This window comes from Winogradskyella luteola (assembly GCF_019203985.1).
Classification (GTDB): Bacteria; Bacteroidota; Bacteroidia; order Flavobacteriales; family Flavobacteriaceae; genus Winogradskyella; species Winogradskyella luteola.
The window spans coordinates 134,966-154,933 of sequence record NZ_JAGSPD010000006.1 but is presented as its reverse complement, the minus strand read 5'-3'; the positions used below and the strand labels follow the sequence as shown (position 1 = coordinate 154,933).

The 19,968-nt window shown below is 34.4% G+C and carries 21 protein-coding genes; 3 read left to right on the top strand and 18 right to left on the bottom strand.

The genetic code is table 11. The features are described 5' to 3' along the window. Nucleotides 1-45 precede the first annotated feature (45 nt). The 14 genes from arsM to KCG49_RS09075 all read right to left on the bottom strand — a co-directional run bounded on the left by arsM (nt 46) and on the right by KCG49_RS09075 (nt 11,578). Nucleotides 46-1,014, bottom strand: coding sequence for an arsenosugar biosynthesis arsenite methyltransferase ArsM (arsM, locus tag KCG49_RS09140; RefSeq protein ID WP_218546019.1), 969 nt, complete (start codon nt 1,012-1,014; stop codon nt 46-48). Between the two features lie 75 nt (nt 1,015-1,089). Further along, nucleotides 1,090-1,902 carry a purine-nucleoside phosphorylase gene (locus tag KCG49_RS09135; protein ID WP_218546018.1) on the bottom strand — a complete coding sequence of 271 codons (813 nt, stop codon included), beginning with the start codon at nt 1,900-1,902 and terminating at the stop codon, nt 1,090-1,092. Further along, the gene (locus KCG49_RS09130; RefSeq protein ID WP_218546017.1) at nt 1,895-2,524 is read right to left on the bottom strand and encodes a TIGR04282 family arsenosugar biosynthesis glycosyltransferase; all 630 of its coding nucleotides are present in this window, start codon (nt 2,522-2,524) and stop codon (nt 1,895-1,897) included. Before KCG49_RS09130 ends, KCG49_RS09135 begins: the two co-directional genes overlap by 8 nt. Then, nucleotides 2,517-3,008 (bottom strand): rhodanese-like domain-containing protein, encoded by a 492-nt coding sequence (locus KCG49_RS09125; RefSeq protein ID WP_218546164.1) that lies wholly within the window; start codon nt 3,006-3,008, stop codon nt 2,517-2,519. Before KCG49_RS09125 ends, KCG49_RS09130 begins: the two co-directional genes overlap by 8 nt. Nucleotides 3,009-3,075: 67 nt before the next feature. Then, nucleotides 3,076-4,131 carry an arsenosugar biosynthesis radical SAM (seleno)protein ArsS gene (arsS, locus tag KCG49_RS09120; protein ID WP_218546015.1) on the bottom strand — a complete coding sequence of 352 codons (1,056 nt, stop codon included), beginning with the start codon at nt 4,129-4,131 and terminating at the stop codon, nt 3,076-3,078. 78 nt (nt 4,132-4,209) lie between these two features. After that, nucleotides 4,210-4,545 (bottom strand): arsenosugar biosynthesis-associated peroxidase-like protein, encoded by a 336-nt coding sequence (locus KCG49_RS09115; protein WP_218546014.1) that lies wholly within the window; start codon nt 4,543-4,545, stop codon nt 4,210-4,212. Between the two features lie 372 nt (nt 4,546-4,917). Continuing rightward, nucleotides 4,918-5,532, bottom strand: a complete 615-nt coding sequence (locus tag KCG49_RS09110; protein WP_218546013.1) for a hypothetical protein — start codon at nt 5,530-5,532, stop codon at nt 4,918-4,920. A gap of 254 nt (nt 5,533-5,786) precedes the next feature. Beyond that, nucleotides 5,787-6,578: a PoNe immunity protein domain-containing protein gene (locus tag KCG49_RS09105; RefSeq protein WP_218546012.1), complete on the bottom strand. Its 792-nt coding sequence runs from the start codon at nt 6,576-6,578 to the stop codon at nt 5,787-5,789. 13 nt (nt 6,579-6,591) lie between these two features. Further along, nucleotides 6,592-6,771 (bottom strand): hypothetical protein, encoded by a 180-nt coding sequence (locus KCG49_RS09100; protein WP_256259932.1) that lies wholly within the window; start codon nt 6,769-6,771, stop codon nt 6,592-6,594. Between the two features lie 84 nt (nt 6,772-6,855). Further along, nucleotides 6,856-7,668 (bottom strand): DUF1963 domain-containing protein, encoded by an 813-nt coding sequence (locus tag KCG49_RS09095; protein WP_218546011.1) that lies wholly within the window; start codon nt 7,666-7,668, stop codon nt 6,856-6,858. 162 nt (nt 7,669-7,830) lie between these two features. Next, nucleotides 7,831-8,577, bottom strand: a complete 747-nt coding sequence (locus tag KCG49_RS09090) for a hypothetical protein (protein WP_218546010.1) — start codon at nt 8,575-8,577, stop codon at nt 7,831-7,833. Nucleotide 8,578: 1 nt separating this feature from the next. Then, nucleotides 8,579-9,358: a PoNe immunity protein domain-containing protein gene (locus KCG49_RS09085; protein ID WP_218546009.1), complete on the bottom strand. Its 780-nt coding sequence runs from the start codon at nt 9,356-9,358 to the stop codon at nt 8,579-8,581. A 70-nt stretch (nt 9,359-9,428) separates the two neighbouring features. Further along, a complete protein-coding gene (locus KCG49_RS09080; protein WP_218546008.1) occupies nt 9,429-9,905 on the bottom strand; it encodes a hypothetical protein in 477 nt (158 codons plus the stop codon). Nucleotides 9,906-9,910: 5 nt separating this feature from the next. Next, nucleotides 9,911-11,578 (bottom strand): hypothetical protein, encoded by a 1,668-nt coding sequence (locus tag KCG49_RS09075; protein ID WP_218546006.1) that lies wholly within the window; start codon nt 11,576-11,578, stop codon nt 9,911-9,913. A 428-nt stretch (nt 11,579-12,006) separates the two neighbouring features. Here KCG49_RS09075 and KCG49_RS09070 point away from each other — a divergent pair, with 428 nt between their 5' ends. Together KCG49_RS09070 and KCG49_RS09065 are read left to right on the top strand one after the other, a co-directional pair. Then, nucleotides 12,007-12,423 carry a DUF4890 domain-containing protein gene (locus tag KCG49_RS09070; protein ID WP_218546004.1) on the top strand — a complete coding sequence of 139 codons (417 nt, stop codon included), beginning with the start codon at nt 12,007-12,009 and terminating at the stop codon, nt 12,421-12,423. An 81-nt stretch (nt 12,424-12,504) separates the two neighbouring features. Then, entirely contained in the window at nt 12,505-12,831 is a 327-nt protein-coding gene (locus KCG49_RS09065; RefSeq protein ID WP_218546003.1) for a hypothetical protein, read from the top strand. Nucleotides 12,832-12,873: 42 nt separating this feature from the next. On the opposite strand, the gene hemL is transcribed toward KCG49_RS09065, so the two are convergent. From hemL to KCG49_RS09050, 3 genes are read right to left on the bottom strand one after another with little or no spacing between them, the layout of a single operon-like run. After that, nucleotides 12,874-14,160 carry a glutamate-1-semialdehyde 2,1-aminomutase gene (gene hemL, locus KCG49_RS09060; RefSeq protein ID WP_218546002.1) on the bottom strand — a complete coding sequence of 429 codons (1,287 nt, stop codon included), beginning with the start codon at nt 14,158-14,160 and terminating at the stop codon, nt 12,874-12,876. 3 nt (nt 14,161-14,163) lie between these two features. Beyond that, nucleotides 14,164-14,979, bottom strand: coding sequence for a glucosaminidase domain-containing protein (locus KCG49_RS09055; protein WP_218546001.1), 816 nt, complete (start codon nt 14,977-14,979; stop codon nt 14,164-14,166). Continuing rightward, complete coding sequence (locus KCG49_RS09050; RefSeq protein WP_218546000.1) at nt 14,976-15,857, bottom strand: 1-aminocyclopropane-1-carboxylate deaminase/D-cysteine desulfhydrase; 882 nt, start codon at nt 15,855-15,857, stop codon at nt 14,976-14,978. The genes KCG49_RS09055 and KCG49_RS09050 overlap by 4 nt, the downstream gene beginning before the upstream one ends. A 110-nt stretch (nt 15,858-15,967) precedes the next feature. Here KCG49_RS09050 and KCG49_RS09045 point away from each other — a divergent pair, with 110 nt between their 5' ends. Next, complete coding sequence (locus KCG49_RS09045; RefSeq protein WP_218545999.1) at nt 15,968-19,627, top strand: RemA C-terminal-like gliding motility protein; 3,660 nt, start codon at nt 15,968-15,970, stop codon at nt 19,625-19,627. On the opposite strand, the gene KCG49_RS09040 is transcribed toward KCG49_RS09045, so the two are convergent. Then, nucleotides 19,617-19,946 carry a hypothetical protein gene (locus KCG49_RS09040; RefSeq protein WP_218545998.1) on the bottom strand — a complete coding sequence of 110 codons (330 nt, stop codon included), beginning with the start codon at nt 19,944-19,946 and terminating at the stop codon, nt 19,617-19,619. The two genes, KCG49_RS09045 and KCG49_RS09040, sit on opposite strands and share 11 nt — an antisense overlap. Nucleotides 19,947-19,968 lie beyond the last annotated feature (22 nt).

Sequence of the window (19,968 nt, the reverse complement as noted above, 5' to 3'; positions counted from 1 at the left end):
ATTCAGACCTTTTCAGGTTTTCAATGCCCGAAAGGTCTTGCGCAATCAACAACAACCTCCACCGTCATAATGGTAAGTAGATTCACTAATAAATATATCATTTCTATCTAAGTTAGCCAAAACACCTGCTGTTTTATCACAAATAGCCAAGGGCTGATTTTTTAATAAAACATGCCCAGCTTTATCATCAAAATAATCCTCATCTCCAAAGTAAATTGCTGCTTTTCCTGTAAAAACACAAGGGCCATCTTCTGGCATTGGGTCTTTAATAGCAGCAACTTCTATGGATTCTATATAAATTAATTCTTCTGTTGGATACGTTTTAGGATCTAGAATTCTATAAGGTTTACGTGCTCTAATTTCAATCGTTCCAAAACCTGCGTCAGTCAATGCTTTAACGTATTCTGCAATTGGTAAACTGCCGCTTAAGCAAAGTGCTCTAAGACGTTCGTCGTTTCGCAATACGTCATTCATAGGTTGTTCGCAAGTAGGATCGCTCATAACCAAACGGCCATGTGGTTTTAACACACGGTACATTTCGGCAATGGCTCTTTTTAAATCATCAGCTTTAAATATATTGAACAAACAGTTCTGAGCCGCTACATCTATACTGTTATCTTCAACAGGTAGATTCATGGCATCTCCGTTTTTAAGTTCTACAAACTCAGATTTGAACCAGTCGTTTTGCGCTTCAGCTTCTTTAAAATTTTTGCGAGAAGCTTCTAACATTTCATCAACAACATCAACCCCAATTACACCTCCTTTTTGTCTATTGAAATAAGCGAATTGAAGCAGCTCCATACCTCCACCAACGCCAACATAAAGCATTTTGGGATTATTGGTTAAATCGCGTGCATGAACCGTAGAACCACAGCCATAGTTCATCTCTTGCATAATTTTAGGAATCTTTAATCCGGGTAGTTCCCAAATAGGATTTGTGGTACAACATAAGCCAACATCTGGTATGAGTGCAGCTTCTTTATATATGTTATGTGTGGTTTCTAAGTAACTCATTCTTTTAAGTATTCAGTCGCAGTCACAGTTACAGTAATGGTAAGACCGAAAACTGTGACTGCAACTGTAAACTATTTATATGGTTTTTATCAATTCTTTAAACAATGTTATCATGTCTGGTTCTGCTTTGGTTGCCATAGCGATTATCTCGCCAATATCAACGGGTTTGAGATTATCTGGGTCGCATTCATCCGTTAAAACGGATACTGCAGCAGCTTTTAACCCCAAATGATTGGCTACTATAATTTCAGGAACTGTACTCATGCCAACAGCATCTGCACCTATGATTTTTAACATTCTATATTCCGCTCTGGTTTCTAGTTGAGGGCCAACGACAGAAGCATACACGCCTTTATGTAATGTTATATTATTAGCTGTAGCTATGCTTTCGAATTTTGAATTTATTGCATCATCATAAGGTGCGCTCATATCTGCAAATCGTTCTCCTAATTCTGAAACACCTTTAAAAGCTAAAGGAGAACTGCCTTGTAGATTGATATGGTCATCAATTAGCATTAATTCTCCTTTCTTAAAGTCTAAATTAATGGCACCTGCAGCATTAGAAACCAACAAGGTTTTTACACCTAGTTTTTCCATAATTCTAACAGGAAACGTGACATCTTGGAGTGTGTAACCTTCGTACACATGAAAACGGCCTTGCATTACAACGACCTTTATTCCCTCTAAATTTCCATAAATCAGTTTCCCTTTATGAAACTCAACAGTAGCAGTCGGAAAATTTGGGATGTGGTTATAACTTGCTTCGGCAATAATATCAATCTCGTTGATAAGTTGACCAAGCCCAGTTCCTAAAATGATACCAACTTCGGGATTGTCAAAACCTTTGCCCTGAAGATATTCTGTACTTTCAGTAATAAATTTAATCATTAAGTTGCTGTATTTTTTCTTGTAGTTTTTTGTTCGATTTATAAAAGTCTGAAGCAATTAAATCTTCATACGTGTCAATATCATTTAGCGTATTAAGAATGCCAACTTTAGTTTGTTGTTTTTCTAGTTCTTTAAGTGTTATTTCTAATAGATTGGATTGACTCCAAGGCTTGTTTACAAAAACAGATTCTTTAAGTTGAGATAAACCGATGAGGTAATAACCACCATCTTCTGCTGGGCCAAAAACAATGGTATTGTTTTTTAAAGCGTCAATACCTTTTTTGATATGAGATGAATTAATATCTGGCAGATCCGAACCGATCAACACGATGCGTTTATAACCTGCTTCAAAACCATCCTTAAATGCATTTAGCATACGTTCGCCTAAGTCAGCACCATTTTGAATGGTTTTAAACGTGTTAGGCCATTTGGTGTCGACAACCGCATTGGAAAAATAGATACGAGTGTCCACATCTACTTCTAATGTTGCTTTTTCGGTGATTTTCACCAATTCTGAATAGACCTCAAAAGCACCATAATCTCCAATGGTTTTGGCCAATCTTGTTTTTACAGTTCCTAATTTTATGTTCTTAACAAACACAATTACAAGTGCATCAGTCATATATTTTATTCCCTTTTAAAAGCCATTGGCTCCAATCTTTAGAAAATGCATGTACATTCTCTGTTTCTCCTTCAGAATTATAGACGGAGAAGTCATTATTTTTCCATTCAAAAATACCACCAAATAGGTTAAAAACATTTGTGTATCCACCTTTTTTGAGTTTCTCAGCGACATCTTCTGAACGAATGCCTAAAGAACAATACACCACGATTTTAGTTGACTTATCTGTAATTTGCGTTTTAACTGTTTTAATATCGAATTTATCGTGCCCAACGTGAATGGCATTTTTTAAATGGCTCGTTTTATATTCGTTAATTTCTCTGGCATCTAAAAGTATAGCTTCCGTTTTTGGCATTGCTAATTCTTGTACGGATATGTATGGAATGCTTTCAGAATTGTATTTTTTTAATAAGTCGGAAAGCGTTTCTTGGGCATAAGAAATGGAAGAAAAACAAGCACACAAAAATAGAATGAAATTTCTCATACGAGCTTGAAACGACGAATTGATTCTGTTTTTGATGGTGAACTGCATACTGTAACTGTTTACTTTTTTAGGCTACACTTCCTTGACAACTGCTTCCTGCGCCAGCAGTACAACCATAGCAATGTTGCGAAATTACAATGTTTCGACCCTCAAGAAGATCTTCGTTGTATTCTGAAATATGCTTCACCTTACTGTTTACGGGCAATTCTAACATTTGATTAAAATCACAGTCGTATAAATAACCATCCCAACTTATAGACAATGTATTAGTACACATAACGTTGGCAACAGCTGCTGGATTATAAGCCTCAACCAATTGATACATATAATCTTCATAGTTTTCCGAAGCAATTAAGTAATCTAAGAATCGACTAATTGGTAAATTAGTAATGGCAAATAGATTATGGAATTGTATGCCGAAATCTTCTATCAATGCTTTTTTAAAATCTTTCTCCATTGATGCTTGGTCACCAGGTAAAAATGCCCCTGAGGGATTGTAAACCAAATCTAGTCGCAAATTACTATCTGGTATGCCATAACCCACAGCATTTAGTTCTTGTAATGCTTTTATGGACTTGTCAAAAACACCATCACCGCGTTGTTTGTCCGTTTTTCCACGAGTCCAATGTGGCATAGAGCTCACCACATGCACATTATGCTTTTTGAAAAACTCCGGTAGGTCGTAATACTTTTTATTAGCACGAATTATAGTGAGGTTAGAGCGTACTATAAAATCTTTAATGCCAGCTTTTGCAGCTTCCTCAATAAACCATCTAAAATTGGGGTTCATTTCTGGTGCGCCACCAGTTAAATCTAACGTGTGTGCTCCCGTATTTTTAATAACTTTCAAACATTGTTGCATAGTTTCTTTAGTCATAATTTCCTTTCGGTCCGGACCAGCATCTACATGGCAATGCTCGCAGACTTGGTTGCACATGTAGCCCACATTGATTTGAAGTATTTCGAGTTTCTTCGCTTTTAAGGGAAATTGATCGGTTTCAGAAATCTTAGCTTTAAACGTAGGCAACTCTCCATCTTGAAAAATACCATTAGAAAGTATTTCGAGCTGTCTATTGCTATTTGCTAAATCGCTTTTGCGTTTATGTAGGGACTTTGTAGCCATATCTCGATTTAAGAATTACGATTTACCATTTACGAATTGCAACACTGCGAATTCATAAATTAGCAATCTTCAACAGAATTATCCGTCTAGTTTATTAACTTTATTCATCATTTGCACACCATGCACTAGCGTGGCTCCACTTTTTATGGCAGCGCCAACATGTATGGCTTCCATCATTTCTTCTTTGGTTACGCCTCTTTGTAGTGTGTCTTTAGTATAAGCATCTATACAATAAGGACATTGTTCTGTGTGTGCTACAGCTAAGGCGATTAATGCTTTTTCACGTGCAGTTAATGCCCCTTCTTCAAAGACTTTTCCGTAATAATCAAAAAACTTGTTTCCAAGTTCTTCACTCCATTCTGTTATATTTCCGAATTTTCTAAGGTCGACAGGGTCGTAGTATGATTTAGACATGTATTTTACGATAATTCTGTTTATAAAAATACCTACGCATAAGTAGGTCTTGAGTTTTAATTAAAAAATCAATATAGTACTTTTTGTCGAAGTTAATTCTTAAAGATTACAGAAAAATTGGAAAAATTGGAATTCAAAAGCTATTCTTGCTTTAAAAGGAAATAGAATCATTATTTCATCATACACTATTATTGCATTAGGATTCAAATTATTAAAATCATCATACTTATTTACGATTAAATCGTTATAAGTATGATGGTTTGGTTGATTTTATCCATGCAGCTACGATGATACCATTTAAAGCCTTATTCATAAAAAATATACTGCCAGATTTAGTAGCTTTTGAATGACCTCATTATTACGTAGCGTTTTCTAATTACAAAGATTAATTTCTGATGTTTTATGAATTTCCACAATTTCATTGGACAGCTCAACTAAAAAACCTCTGTTTGTGGTGTCAATTTCTTTAAAGGCCTTTATAGCCTTAAAATAGTTTGAGTAAATTAGGTCTTTATCAAATTTTACAAAGACAATATTGAAAGACGAAAACAGTTCTTGCAGCTTTTCAGTATTCTCCATTGTCACAATATCCGTATCTGTCATAAAGCCTTCGTTTGTCAATAAAGTACAGGTATAGGATTGTTCTTCTAGAGCCTCATCTATAGCCTCTTGATTGTCCGAATATATTTTGTGCAGATTGTCAAAATACCAGTTGGGCATTGGTGGTGGGGGTGGAGGAATAACATTTAGTTCACCAAGCTTTCTCAGGCTATCATTTAACCTATTGTTGTTTTCAATCTCCTTATCTGTAAGTACTTTTTCTAGCCTTTTGAATTTAAAAAAAGATTGATAGTTTATCCAAGACATACCTCTTAAAATATCCTTATCCTCAATGGTATTTGTTTTATAGTAAAGTTGTTTAAAATGGACACTTGCCAATTGAGTTTTAATAATATCTAAAGTACTGTAATTTGCATTTTTATCCATATATAAATGTATCTTAACACTTGGTTTTAACCAATCGGGTAGTTTATAGCTTAGATAACTTAATTTTTTAGCAATAGCATAAACATTTATAAGTTCTTTTTCTAAATATACCTTATCCTTTGCATCAATATATATACTAAAAAAAGGGGTGGTAGTTCTTATTTTTATCTCATCATTGCCTTTGGGGAGGTCAATGGATTCAGCTTGTGCCCTTAATAACTAAAGAATTTACAAGCACTAAAAAACATAAAAATTTAGTTCTGCATTTCATGGCTTAACATATCTTTTGGGTAATATTTATTATCTCTAAAACTACTATCATCCAAACCTTTTATTTTAACGATGGCAGCAGCTATAAAGCACCAATACCCCGCATAGGTGTTATGCGGGGTATTGTGCTGATTGTATAGTGGTGTGTTTTTAAAAGAGGCGTACCATTCGTTTTCTAAAAAGTACTTAAGTTCTTTTTCGGCCGTGTTTTTATCGGTTTCCTTAATAATAGTTTTTAAACGTCCATACATCTCATTGATTCCAAAAAACTCCTCATAACTCTCCTTTTCCATTGGTTTTCTATTTTCATCAAGAGAAGAAATTAAAAAATTGAATATAAAATCTTTTACTCCATCATTATCTATAAACTTTATTATTGGAATAGCATCCTTTAATTTGATATTAGATAATATAGAAATTGAAAGTAAGTCGATTAAAAAAATATAATTTGACTGTCCATATTGTTTCAAAAAAACCCCTCTGTTTTTCTGTGAGGGTATTATGCCTGAATGATTTTTATACCAACTCTCGTCCAATAGTTTGATTGCGTTCAGCATGTCTACTAGAAGTTCGTTGGTGAACATATTATCGCCTCTAGAATATTTAGCAATGACCATCCTTAAGTAATTATTGCTCATATCATATTTTACAATAGGTATTCTGTCTTCTTTTATGCTGTTTTTACTAAATTTTTCATATCGTTTTTCTTGACTTTTCTTTAATCGGTCTATAAAGTCATTAAAATAGTCTTTATCTTTTATTGTGTCTCTAACCATAATTTATTTTGCTTTAAGGTGTCCATACTCCGATGATGTTGCCTGAACTGTCTAATTGTTTGTATGTTACAGAACCATCTGGCAATATTCTTGCCACGACTCTTGTATAACCATCGTCAAGAATGTCATTGGCCAAATCTTGTCCAACTTCATTTACCAATCTATTATTGCCTTGTATCCAAGCATCGCTCATTTGTTTAGTACCATCAGATAAGGTACTTAATTGAGATGTATTGTATTTACTTTCAACAATAATGTATTCAGTAGAAATTTAGTATTATGTAGATTGATAAACCAATTCAATATTATTGAAAATATTGTTGACAATATCTTGCTTTTTTATTCCAAAGTAGAATACACCATCTCCAAAAACCTCAGTAAACTTTATATCTGATACGTCTAGTTGTAACAATAGAATGAATTCTTCTTCTTCTTTTCGAATTTTTAGTAATTCTTTTTCGGAAAAATTATAATTAAGCCTAAGAGAATTGATAGCCCAATGCAATGAAACTGTACCTTGTATAGCTTGAGGGTTTCCAAAAAGCTGGCTGCCTTCAGAATCTAAGGTTAAATTATTATATGTGTTTATGAAATCTTGTATCTCCTCTATTTCTTCATCTAATTCAAAATTATCTTTCTCTACTTTCTCCATTACATAACTTTGATAAGAAGGAAAGTTATAATGAGAGAAAAATTCGAGAAATAGCTCATCAAACACTAACTGATTACTGTCTTTATGTTTCGAAAAATCTTTGTGGTATGGTAGGCTAAACACTTTAAAGTCTTCTTTTTTTATGGGGTAACTTAAATTAGGGTTTATAAAGAAATAAAGAATTGTTCCTTTTTTAAGGTATTTATATTCATCAAGAGATTGAAATTCATCTACGAAAATTTGACAGAGAAAAGATAATGGCTTTTCTAAATATTCTTTAATATCAAATCTTCTTGGTAGTAATGGAGCACCACCAAACTTGGATATACTTTTATGTTCACTTTTCCTTATGCCTATATTCGATTTAATTAGGCTTAATAATAGATGATGGTCACTTTTATATTCCTCAACTATGTGCTTTTTTACTATTTCGTACATTTACTAAATGGCTTAATAAAATATCATTCAAAAATTTACCGTTTCTGTCCATATCCAAGTTTGATTTATAGTTCCGCCTAAGTGTATGCCTTCACCTCTATTTTTATTAGGTAAAATTCCGTCATGGTGTCCATCGTTGTTATTATCAATTTTTTAACTTAGTTAATCAGTACTTTTTATTGACACGGCAGAATAGTACGTTATTTTGTCCCTCAAAAAATCTGAATAGTATTTGATCTCCAAGGGGTAATACCGCTCTAAAAACTCCTTTCTCAATTGTATTGGGTGATAAAGACTATGAATGTCGTTTGTGACATACATTTCCTTATAAGTTTTTATCCCAGCGGTATCGCTCGTTGGGTCGTCTTCCACTACCAGTACTTTATAACAATCAAAGCCGTGAATTACTTTGGTACTGTCTTTATATATCATCTCTTTATAGGGAAGATCGCTTGTATGGAATTTATACTTTTTGGTCTTAACAATTTTATTGGTTTTTTTATTATACTTGGTATAATCTTGGGTCAATGTATTGATTATGACCTTGTACTTTGTAAATTCTCGTTCAAAATTGTAAGTGACCAATGTGTCAGTGTACTTATAAGTAAAGAAATTGGGCTTATAGTACGAGTTGCTTCGGGTGTAATCGTCTCTTGGGTCAATTAACTTTTTCATCAATGGCCCAACAGCTGGCCACGATGTGTCCTTGGAATGAATGGAGTCCACTGCTTTGCCATAGGCCTCCAACTCGTTGTCAAATCGTTCTTCGTCTTCTATTTCTGTAACGATCTTAAAGACTATTTCTCCATTGAATTTCTTTTTTTTGGAGTCTGGGGAATCCACCGCAGCCGGCTTACAGCCCATAAGTGCCGATATAGCCAAAAATAAGATAGGGGCAAGCTTTTTCATATCAGTTGTTTAACATATCTTTTGGGTAATATTTATTATCTCTAAAACTACTGTCATCCAAACTTTTTATTTTAACGATGGCAGCGGCCACAAAGCACCAATACCCCGCATAAATGTTGTGCCGATTGTTGTGAAGGTCGTACAAAGGTGTACCTTTAAAAGAGGCATACCATTCGTTTTCTAAAAAGTACTTAAGTTCTTTTTCGGCTATGTTTTTATCGGTTTCCTTAATAATGGTTTTTAAACGTCCTAAACGCTCGTTGATATGAAAGAACTTTTTGTAACTCTCTTTTGTTACATCAGGTATATTGTTGTCTAAATACTGCATTAAAAAGTTGAGTAAAGAGTCTTTTACATTATCCTTAATTATAATATCCATCAACTTTTTTAATTTTTCGTTGTCTTCGTTTATGAGAATTCCTAATGACAAAAATTCTGTAGTAGATAAATACATCGAAAGAGTGTATTGGTTAAGAATTATTGTTTCTTTCCCCTCGCTGTAAATAAACTTCCCTTGATTCTCTTCCCAGTTATCATAAATCAAATCTATGGTGCGATTGTAATCGTTAGCTATTGAATTTGAAAACATATTGTCACCTCTAGAATATTTTGCTATCAGCATATTTTTATATAAGCCAATAGTAAAGTTTATGACTGATTGGATGCGATCCTTTTTTATTAAATCATTTTTATATTTATTAATATTCTTATTTATAAGTTCATTTTTTTTCAAAATAAAATCATCAAAATAACTTTTGTCTTTAATTGTGTCTCTAACCATGTTTGGCTTGTTTGGGAGTTTATAGGTTTTAAAAACTTGTTAGAAAATGGCATTGAAGTTAGTTGATATACTATTTCTTAAATAAGAGACGGTTTCCAGAGTCAGGATCTCCGATAGATTTCCATAATATCAGCCCGAGATCTTTTTTGTCATAAAGTTGAAAAACTAGCGACCTATTCCTGTCTTGATTTATTTTGAATTCTAATTTTAGATCCCAGAATTCTTTATTGGATGACTCTCTAATAGTCCATTCCCCGTCAACATCTATGAAGTCCGTTTCAGTTAAATTTCCAAAAGTATCATGGTTAGGGAAATTCTCTAAGAGAAATTTACCTTCTTCCTTCAGTACTAGAAGTGTTTTTTCAGTAAATGATTTTTCTTGTTCTTTTATAAAGGAATAGCTAAAACTGTCTAATTCCCATTCTCCTATAAGTTTCTGTTTTTCGGGCTTCACTTCAACTCTTTTCATTGAGCTTTCGCCAATGGGATTGAAAAAATGACATGAAGCAAGGATTAGAAAAACAAATGTGTAATTGATTTTTTTCATTATTATTAATTTACCGTTTCTGTCCATGTCCATATTTGATTAATATTACCTCCAAGATTTATTGTATTTTGGTTGTTCCTTGTCGTATTATCGAAAACTCCATCATGTATGCCATCTCCGTCATTATCAATTCTTAACCTTGTCGCAGAATCCCAGCTGGAGGTGTTTGTAACTTCAAAAGTTAAAGTATAACTACCGTCATTATTTTGTGTTATGGTAACGTTAGTGATGTATGAACCCATAAAAGATGTTGCCATGTTTCCATTTTGCATGCCATCATAGAATTCACCTTGTCCATATGTCCATGGATTAGAAACAGACGGGTCATCTAAATCATTATTATTGATTTTGTTTAGTGCTAATTGTCTTGCTTGGTTTACCCCTTCCTGTTGTTTTAGACTTTCAGTTGTAGTATCATCACCATCAAAGTTAATCGTATCTTGGTCATAATCACCTAATTCAAACAACCAAATACCAAACAAATCGAACCAATCCATAGTTTGTGGATCAGTATCAAAGGCATCATCTGCAATTTCTTTAAATTCATCTACCACATCGTTAATATAAGAAATAGATGCGGGATAATCGTTTGCAATTTCAGATAACTTTTTATAAATTTTGTGGGTCAACTCTGCTGTTGAAGTTATGCCATTGGCGACTGCTTGTCGCAGCAGATCTTTCCAATTGTCTGTTATATAAAAATCTATCATTGCCAAAACAAAACTTCTAGCCTCAGCCGAACTTTCATTATCCTGTAGATAATCAAATAAAGACTGTACAGTATCTGCGTTATTGGGGTTGTTGATCCAATTAGATTGAGCAGTGGTCAGTTCGGGCTGTAAAAAATTGGTGAGTATGCTGGCAACACTAGAGCTTCCGTCAGGGTTTATTGGCGAGGTTACAAAACTGGGGTGTCTTGTTGAAGATCCACTGCTAACAATGCCTCCACCGCCAGTATTTAGGTTGCCAGTACCGCTCGGCGCTCCATCGCCAGCCCCCAAGTTACTGCTACTGCTACCGCCTCCACCGCCAGAACCATTTCCAAAACTGTAAACTTCTGTAATTATATTTGGGTGTGTGCAACCTTCATCGGCATGGGTTTCATGGCAAGTACAGTCCGTTTCATAGGTCACAAATAAAGTACCTCCAGATTTTTGTTCATATACATTAAGTTGAGAAGTGTCAAAAGCTTCTACCACAGTTTTTTGGGATAGATCTATATACTGCCCATTATCAATCTGTGCCCTTTCTTGTTCATTTAACTCATAGGTGACAAAAAATGCCTCGTACTCTTGGTTATCATGCGAGGACAGTACCATATTGTTAATGTTGTAATTAATTTGGTCGTTGCCAATGGAGAACGTATAAGAGTGGTAAGAACCGTCTTGTGCTTCTATGTAGGTGGCTTCGTTTAGATTGAGGTCAAACACAACACCGTTATATCTTCCTTGTGCATTTTTTTCTGTGTGCTGTAATGTCTCCGCTATGGCATCCAATTTTTGTGAAACAGAGATATTACCCTGTATATCCTCATTGTATACTCTAGATAGTTTGTACTTACTTTGGGTATTTTCTTCTGTTGTAATATGTTCTTTTTCACAACTGTTGAAGAATAGTGAAATTCCAAGGATTAGAATTCCGATGCTGTAGAATGGTCTTAATTTGCTAATCATTTTCATACGTTTAGGTTAATGTTCATATCGTTAATTTGGGGCAATAGCGCCTTTATCACATTTCTATAAATGAGATAGCAAAATTGTACGATTTTACATAAAAATGATTCTACATCGGTTAGGGATAACCTTGCTTCTAATTATAATGGCTTGTCTCTATTAGAGATAGCGAGTCAAATCTAAAAAAAATAGTTAAGAACAAAAAAATAAAAAGTAAGAAATTTCAATTAGTATTAAATTACTGAAATGCTATAGCCATTTTAAAGGTTTAACGATGGCTTTCATAGTTTTATGCTTGGTTAAAAAATAAATTTGAGAAAAACAGCCTTTATGAAACCACACAAAAACTCATAAAATCTATTCAGTATTAAGATTGAAAATTAAAATTGTTTATTTTTAGCTTCTGTAAATGCACCAAAACAACGATTATGAAAAATTTAGTATTGATTATTATTACCTTTTTTACATTAAATGCTGTAGCGCAAGAAAAAAGCAAGGTCGTAAAAAAGAACCAGACAGAAATGCTTGCTGAAAATGAGACCAATAGGCTAACAAAGCAATTAGATTTAAGCCCTGATCAGCAAAAGAAGGTCCATGTTGTTATGCTTAATCACTTTAGTGAAAAATTAGAAATGAAGAAGGAAATGAAGCAGAGTGTTTCGTCTAAAAAAGCGATTAATAAAAAGGAACTTGGAGAAGTAATGGTAAAACAAAAGCAAGTACACTCCGAAAAATTAAATAATCAGCTAAAGGAAATTCTTTCCGAGGAACAGTACAAAAACTACAGTGAAATGAACTTGAAGCAAAAAAAAGCTAAGCACAAGGCTTTAAAAAAGAAGTATTAATTTTTTTTTGTTACCACCAAAAACGCACATTTTTAAATAAAATTATTATTTTAGTGTCCTATAATAATTAATTAGATTACAATGAAAAAGATATTTACATTATGTTTATTTGCTATTGCAATGCTTATAGGTACGCAGACTGTATCTGCACAAAGCACTACAGTTAATGAGATAAAGGCTGATGCAGAAAAAAAGACAGAATCTCTAAGAAAACTTATAAGCTTAGAAAAGACCCAAATGGATGATGTTTATTCTGTGTTAGTTGAATATGGTAAAGCAACTACAATGCAAAATAACCCAGACAATAATTCTTTAGAAAAAGCAGAAAGCACGCTTATGTCTAAAATGAAACAGATTTTAACAGAAGAGCAATTCGATCGTTATATGGCTCTTGAAAAAAAGTCTTAAAAAATTTTAAAAAAAGCTTCACTATTCGTGAAGCTTTTTTTGTTATAAACTTTTAGCGACCTCTTCTACAGCAGCAATAGTTTCATTTAAATCTTGGTAGGTTAGTGCATCGGTTATAAACCATGTTTCAAAAGCACTTGGTGCAATATAAATACCTTTATTCAGCATACCGTGAAAGAATTTTTTAAAGGTATCATTATTGCCTTTTGCAGCACTCTCAAAATCCACAACAGGTTGTTCAGAAAAATGAACAGAAATCATAGAGCCAATTCTATTGACAGTGTGAGCGACGTTGTTTTTATTTAAAGCCTCGGTAATTCCATTGTGTAGGTACTTTGTCTTTTCTTCTAATCGATTCATTAAACCTTTATCTTTGGCAATGGCATTTAACATAGCAAGACCTGCAGCCATAGCTAATGGGTTTCCACTGAGTGTTCCCGCTTGGTATACGGGTCCGACCGGAGCCATGTGATTCATAATCTCATTTTTTGCCGCAAATGCACCAACTGGTAGTCCACCACCAACGACTTTGCCAAAACAGACAATGTCTGCATTTACACCTTTAAGCTCTTGTACTCCGCCTTTGGCCAATCTAAAGCCCGTCATTACTTCGTCAAAGATTAAGAGTATATCATTGTTACTGCAGATAATCCTTAGCTCTTCTAAGAATCCTTCTGCGGGAGGAATACATCCCATGTTACCAGCAACTGGTTCAATTATAATGGCAGCTATTTCGTTTTTGTTAGCATTGACAAGCGCTTTTACATTGTCAATATCGTTGTATCGAGCCAATAATGTGTCTTTTGCAGTGCCTTGGGTAACACCTGGGCTATTGGGCGTCCCAAAAGTAACAGCTCCACTACCTGCAGCGATTAAAAATGAATCGCTATGCCCATGATAGCAACCAGCAAATTTTATGATTTTATCTTTTTTTGTATAGCCTCTAGCTAGTCTAATGGCACTCATGCAAGCCTCAGTACCAGAATTGACGAATCTAATTTTGTCAATATTTGGAACCATTGAAACAGCTAATTTAGCAATTTCTGTTTCTATAGCGGTTGGCATACCAAAAGATGTACCTGCCTTTGTTTTTTCAATTACCGCTTCTACAACAGGTGGATAAGCATGACCTAAAAGCATTGGTCCCCAAGAATTGATATAGTCAATAAATCGGTTGCCATCTTCATCATATATATAAGCACCTTTTGCAGACTTCGCAAAAATAGGTGTCCCACCAACAGCTTTAAAAGCCCTTACAGGAGAGTTTACTCCGCCAGGGATAACGTTCTCTGCTTCTTTGAATAAAGCACTACTTCTTTGATATAACATAAATTAATTCGGAATCATAATTTCTTGACCTATGGACAAGTTATTAGAGCTTAGGTTGTTTAAATTTTTAATAGCATCTACAGTTGTATTGTAGCGTTTAGCTAATGAGTACAGTGTGTCGCCTCCCTCAATAGTGTATCTTATAACGCCACTGTTAACACGTACTCTTTTTACGTCTTTATTTCTTAATACGTCAGTATCATATTCATATAATTTATAACGCTCAATTAAACTAATGAGTTTCTGTGGATACTTTCTGTCGGTTGCGTAACCAGCAGCTCTTAAACCTTTTGCCCAACCTTTGTAATCATCAGGTTTTAATTTAAAAAGGCCGGCATAGCGTTTTCGGCCTGTTAAAAAATCGGAATGATCCTCATAAGAGGATTCGGCTTTTTTGTATTTTCTGAAACATTCATGTTTGCGGTCATCATCATGATAGATTTTTGCTCCTTTCCATCCGTGGCATTTAATTCCAAAGTGATTATTGGCCTTAACTGCTAAGCGTCCTCGACCTGAAGCTGATTCTAATATACCTTGTGCTAAGGTAATACTGGCAGGAATCTTTGATTTTCGCATTTCAGCTTTTGCTATGTCTGCATATTGAGCAATATAACTTTCGGTAGATGTTGGCGGTTTGGTTACTGTTTTTTCAACTTTTTCAGAATTCTTTTCAGAATTGGTTTTTTCAGTGTCTTTAACAACGACTCTTTCGATTTTGTTTTTGTCGTTTTTTTTCTTGGTAACAATGCCTTTTTTTGGCCCGCAACTAAAGATAGATATAGCCAATACCAGTATAGGATACTTGAGTTTTAAATTCATTTTATTAAAGGCAACCCTTTTTGTTTTAATTTTAAATTCATCCCTTCAATACCTTGCAGACCTCCAGTGTGGATTGCTAATACTTTTGAGTTTTCTGTAAAAACCCCTTTTTTAACTAAATCTAAGATTCCGTACATCATTTTACCAGTATATATAGGGTCTAACGGAACGTTATGCTCAGTTTTGAAGGTGTTGATAAACGTAATCAATTCTTCATTTATTTTACCATAACCACCAAAATGGTAACCGGTAATTAATTCCCAATTGTCTTGTGTTGCAAATTTACAAATATCTTGTTGTAAAAAATCACCTTTCAAAGCAGGAAAACCAAATATTTTTTGATGCGGGTGTGATGCGTTTATCAACCCAGAAATCGTGCCACCTGTACCGACACTGCAGCAAATAAAATCAAATCTAGTGTCGCTGTTATTAAGAATTTCTTCGCAGCCTTTTACAGCCAAGGTATTAGTGCCACCTTCTGGAAGCAGGTAAAAATCACCATATAGGGCTTTGAGATGTTCAATAAATTGAGCATCTTGCTTGTTTCTATATGCCTTTCTACTTACAAAATACAATTGCATACCACATTGTTTTGCAAACTTTAATGTTGGATTAAAGGTTATCTGGGATTCTAGTTCTTCGCCTCTGATTACACCAATGGTTTTAAGACCATACATTTTGCCAGCATAAGCTGTTGCTGCAATATGGTTAGAATAGGCGCCTCCAAAAGTTAAAAGCGTAGATTTTTTTTGCGATTTTACAGCTTCTACATTGTATTTGAGTTTTCTGTATTTATTGCCCGAAATGTACGGATGGATTAAATCTTCGCGGCGGATAATTAATTCAATACCAGTATGTTTGATGATTTCATCGGTCATTTTTGAGTTTTGTCGGTCATTTTTACATTTTAGCGAATAATAAGAAATTTAGAGCATTCTTTTGGTGTAAATGTTAATTTTATTTACTATGACCCTAATTTTTTTAAGTTATGATAAAAAAAATACTCTTTCTCATAGCATGCGCACTCTCTACTTATGCTTTTTCTCAAGCAAATAACTGTAATAACAATGCCATAGGAGAACTGACTGTAGGTGATAGTTGCAATTTTCAATCTTGGGATAGTAATAACAATAGCGATTATTGGAATGCGGCAGATACTAATGGCAATTGTAACGAAGAAGACTTAGATGATGCTTGGGGCTGGTTCAATGCTACCAGTACAAGCACAACGGTTTCTTACCAACCCTATACAGAAGATGCGATTTTAACCCTTTTTGAAGGTAATTGTAATACAAATGCAACAGCTGTTGCCTGTTCCGACGATGGTTTTGATGGTGATGCGGAGGTCGTTACATACGCTACTACAATTGGTACAAGATATAGGGTGAGAATTCAAAGATATAACAGTAATAATAACATGAGTGGGGCCATTTGTGTCTATAACAGTAACGATGATTGTGGTAGTGCAACAGTATTAATCCCAGGTACACCATGCGTTTCTACATTGTCTAGTAATGTCGGTGCAACTTCATCCTTAACAGGTTGTACTGGTTTTGCTGATGCTGATGTTTGGTTTCAATTTACAGCATCAGATACAGAACAGACAATTACCGTAAGACCCGGTAATATTGACGATGCTGTCTTTGAAGTTTTTGATGGTAGTTGTGGAGCTCTAAATAGCTTAATCTGCGTAGATGATACATCTAATGATTTGGAAACGACGACTCTTACAGGATTAACTGTTGGGAGTGTATACTTCATAAGAGTCTATAACTTTTGGGGAAATATATTTGATGATGAAGGAAGTTTTTATATCTGTGTTACAGAACCTTGTGTGCAGGGTCCTGGTACTGGCACAAGTGATTTTGGCTGTGCGGCAGTAGACGTTATGGACAGTACAGGTAATGATACTGTGGAGATTACTTGTAATAATATTGGTAGTACTGTAGCTTTAGAAGCTAGCTATTTAGAATTAGGTGATACGAACTCTTATACTTCTGAAGTTATACCATACAATCCTCCTTATCAATTTGGCTGTCTAACCAACCCGGTAAGTATAAATGATGATGATGTATGGTCACCACAAATAGACTTTTCTTCAAATAATTTTGATTTTTGTTTTTATGGTCAGTCCTATAATTCTTGTGTTATGAATTCTAATGGAGTGATATCATTTGACACTAGTCTAGAAAACTTGTATACTGGTTGGGAAATCAATAATGCTTTACCTTCAACGGCTAATTCTACAGATTATTTAGGTGGCTCACCTATTGACTATTTCTTTGGGCCATCTATTTATGGTGTACATCATGATATAGACCCAAGAGCAGGTGGTGAGATTGGGTGGGAATTTGTGGATTTAACTACAAACGGAAGTACCTGTAGGGCTTTAGTGGCATCATGGCATGATGTACCTATGTTTGCAGATCCGACCATACTTTATTCTGGTATGATAGTGCTTTATGAAAATACTAATGTTATCGAAGTCTATATTGAAGAAAAAAATATGGATGTTTTTGATGCCTCATATAATGATATTTGGAATTTTGGAAATGCACAAATTGGTATTCAGAACGCAACAGGTACCCAAGCAGAAGTTGTAAGGGATATTGCTGATGGTGATTGGACAGCAACAAGTCAGGCATGGAGGTTTGCACCTTCTGGCACATCAATAACAAGTTTGATATGGTTAGAAGATGGGGTGCATAATACGGCTTACGATGATGATGCTACTATCTCAGTTAGTCCTACAGCTACTACCACTTACACCGCTGAAGTAACATATAATTTATGCAATGCTTCTGTGATTACTAGAACTGATGACTTCATTATTACGGTAAATCAAGCTAAGGTTTGGAATGGCTCTGTTGATAACAATTGGTTTGTAGATAATAATTGGACACCTTCAGGAGAGCCTACCATTAATGATTGCGTTATAATACCAGATAACACTTCAGTGCCAAATAACCCGCTTGCTAATCAATTGGTCGCTCCCATACCTTTGCCACCAACTACACCGGCAGAGGCTAGAAACTTAACGTTACAAGCTGGTGCTTATCTAGAAATTGAGACCAATACAGAATTAATCGTGAATGATTGGGTAAATGTAGAAAGTACAGCAATATTGAACCTTAAAAGTAGTTCAAGTTTAATACAAGTAGATGATTCTGCTTTAAATTCAGGATCCATCCACGTGCAGCGTTCTCCAAATTTTGATGAAAGCCCTGTAGGAAATACAGAATATATATATTGGTCTTCACCAGTAGAAAGTTTCTCAGTTAATAATATTTCTCCATCATCTAACCTAAGGTATGATTGGATACCTACGGTTACAGGTAATGGTGTAGGCAATCACGGAGAATGGTCTAGCTCTGCGGGAACAATGGCAGATGGAAAAGGCTACATAGTGAGGGGCTTAGGTGGAACACCAAATACGATACCTGCTACTACGTATCCCGTTGCAAATAATATGGTACTATTTAGTGGTGTACCGAATAACGGAGTTATTACAAAACAAATTTTTCATGGTAATTATGATGCTGGTGATTATATGGGTAATGGAAATACAGCAACAAGCGCAGATGATAATTGGAACCTAATAGGCAACCCGTATCCTTCGGCTATTTCAGCTAATGCCTTCACAAATTTTAACACAAATATTAACGGTACTATTTATTTATGGCCACATAGCTCGGCTCCATCAGCAATAATTGATGATCCATTTTATGAAGACTTTGTGTATAATTACGATACTAATGCTTACATAGAGCACAATAACACGGGTTCTAATCCGCCGGGGACCAATGATTTGTATATAGCCTCTGGTCAAGCATTTTTTGTGTTAATGAACCATGCGGCAACATCTGGCTCTAATGTGACCTTCAATAATAGTATGCGTGAGTTTAATGTATTGGCATACAGCAACAATGATTTTTACAGATCCAATTCTGAAGAACAGAATACTAATGTAAACAACAAGCATAGAATATGGTTAGATTTACTATCTCCAAATAACAATATCAATACTATTTTGGTAGGTTACGTTCAAAATGCTACAAATGATTTTGATAGACTATATGATGGCTATGATTTTAGTCAAGAAAGCTACAGTTTCTATTCGCTGTTAAATGAAAAAGCTTTGTCTATTCAAGGTCGAGAATTGCCATTTGAAGATACCGATACTGTACCATTGGGAATAGTGTCAGCCGAAGCAGGAAGTCATACCATAGCAATCAATACAGTTGACGGATTGTTTAATGGTCAAGAACAAGATATATATTTAGAAGATACAGAACTGGACATCATTCATAATCTCAGAGTTTTCCCTTACTCGTTTCACTTGGATGCCGGAACGCATAATGACCGATTTATATTGAGATACAATAATTCTACTTTAGGAATCGATGATTTGGAGGTGCTAAATGGAATTCAAATTTTCGAAGAAAACAATAAGATTGTAGTTAAATCTAATTTTGAAACTATTGAAGCTATTGAAGTATATGACATATTAGGAAGAACACTTTTCTCTAATAAACCGATTAATTCTAACCGATTTAGTATAAAAACCATTGAGCCTAGTGAAATAATATTGTTCTTGAAAATAAAATTAGTTGATGGCAAACAGAAAATCGCAAAGATTATTTTCTGATATAATTTATAAAATTAAAAAAAGGCCTTGATTTTAAATAATTAAGGTCTTTTTCATTTGTATAAGCCTCACGCTCAAAAGAAATATTTAGATAAGCTAATTTCCATTCTTTATATTGAATAAGTCGAACTAAAAATTCAAAACTATAGACGATAAAAAATGGTATAATGAGCAACTCAATTTGTTGTCTCATGTGTATTTTTTCATGATTCAAAAGTGCTTTATTGCTTTTCAAAGCTTTATGCTTTAAAAACACAAAAGGGAAAATCGTTAGCCCTATATAGCCTCTTGGCACCATATATTTTGAAATTAAAATCACGGTTTAACCAATTCAAAAATCA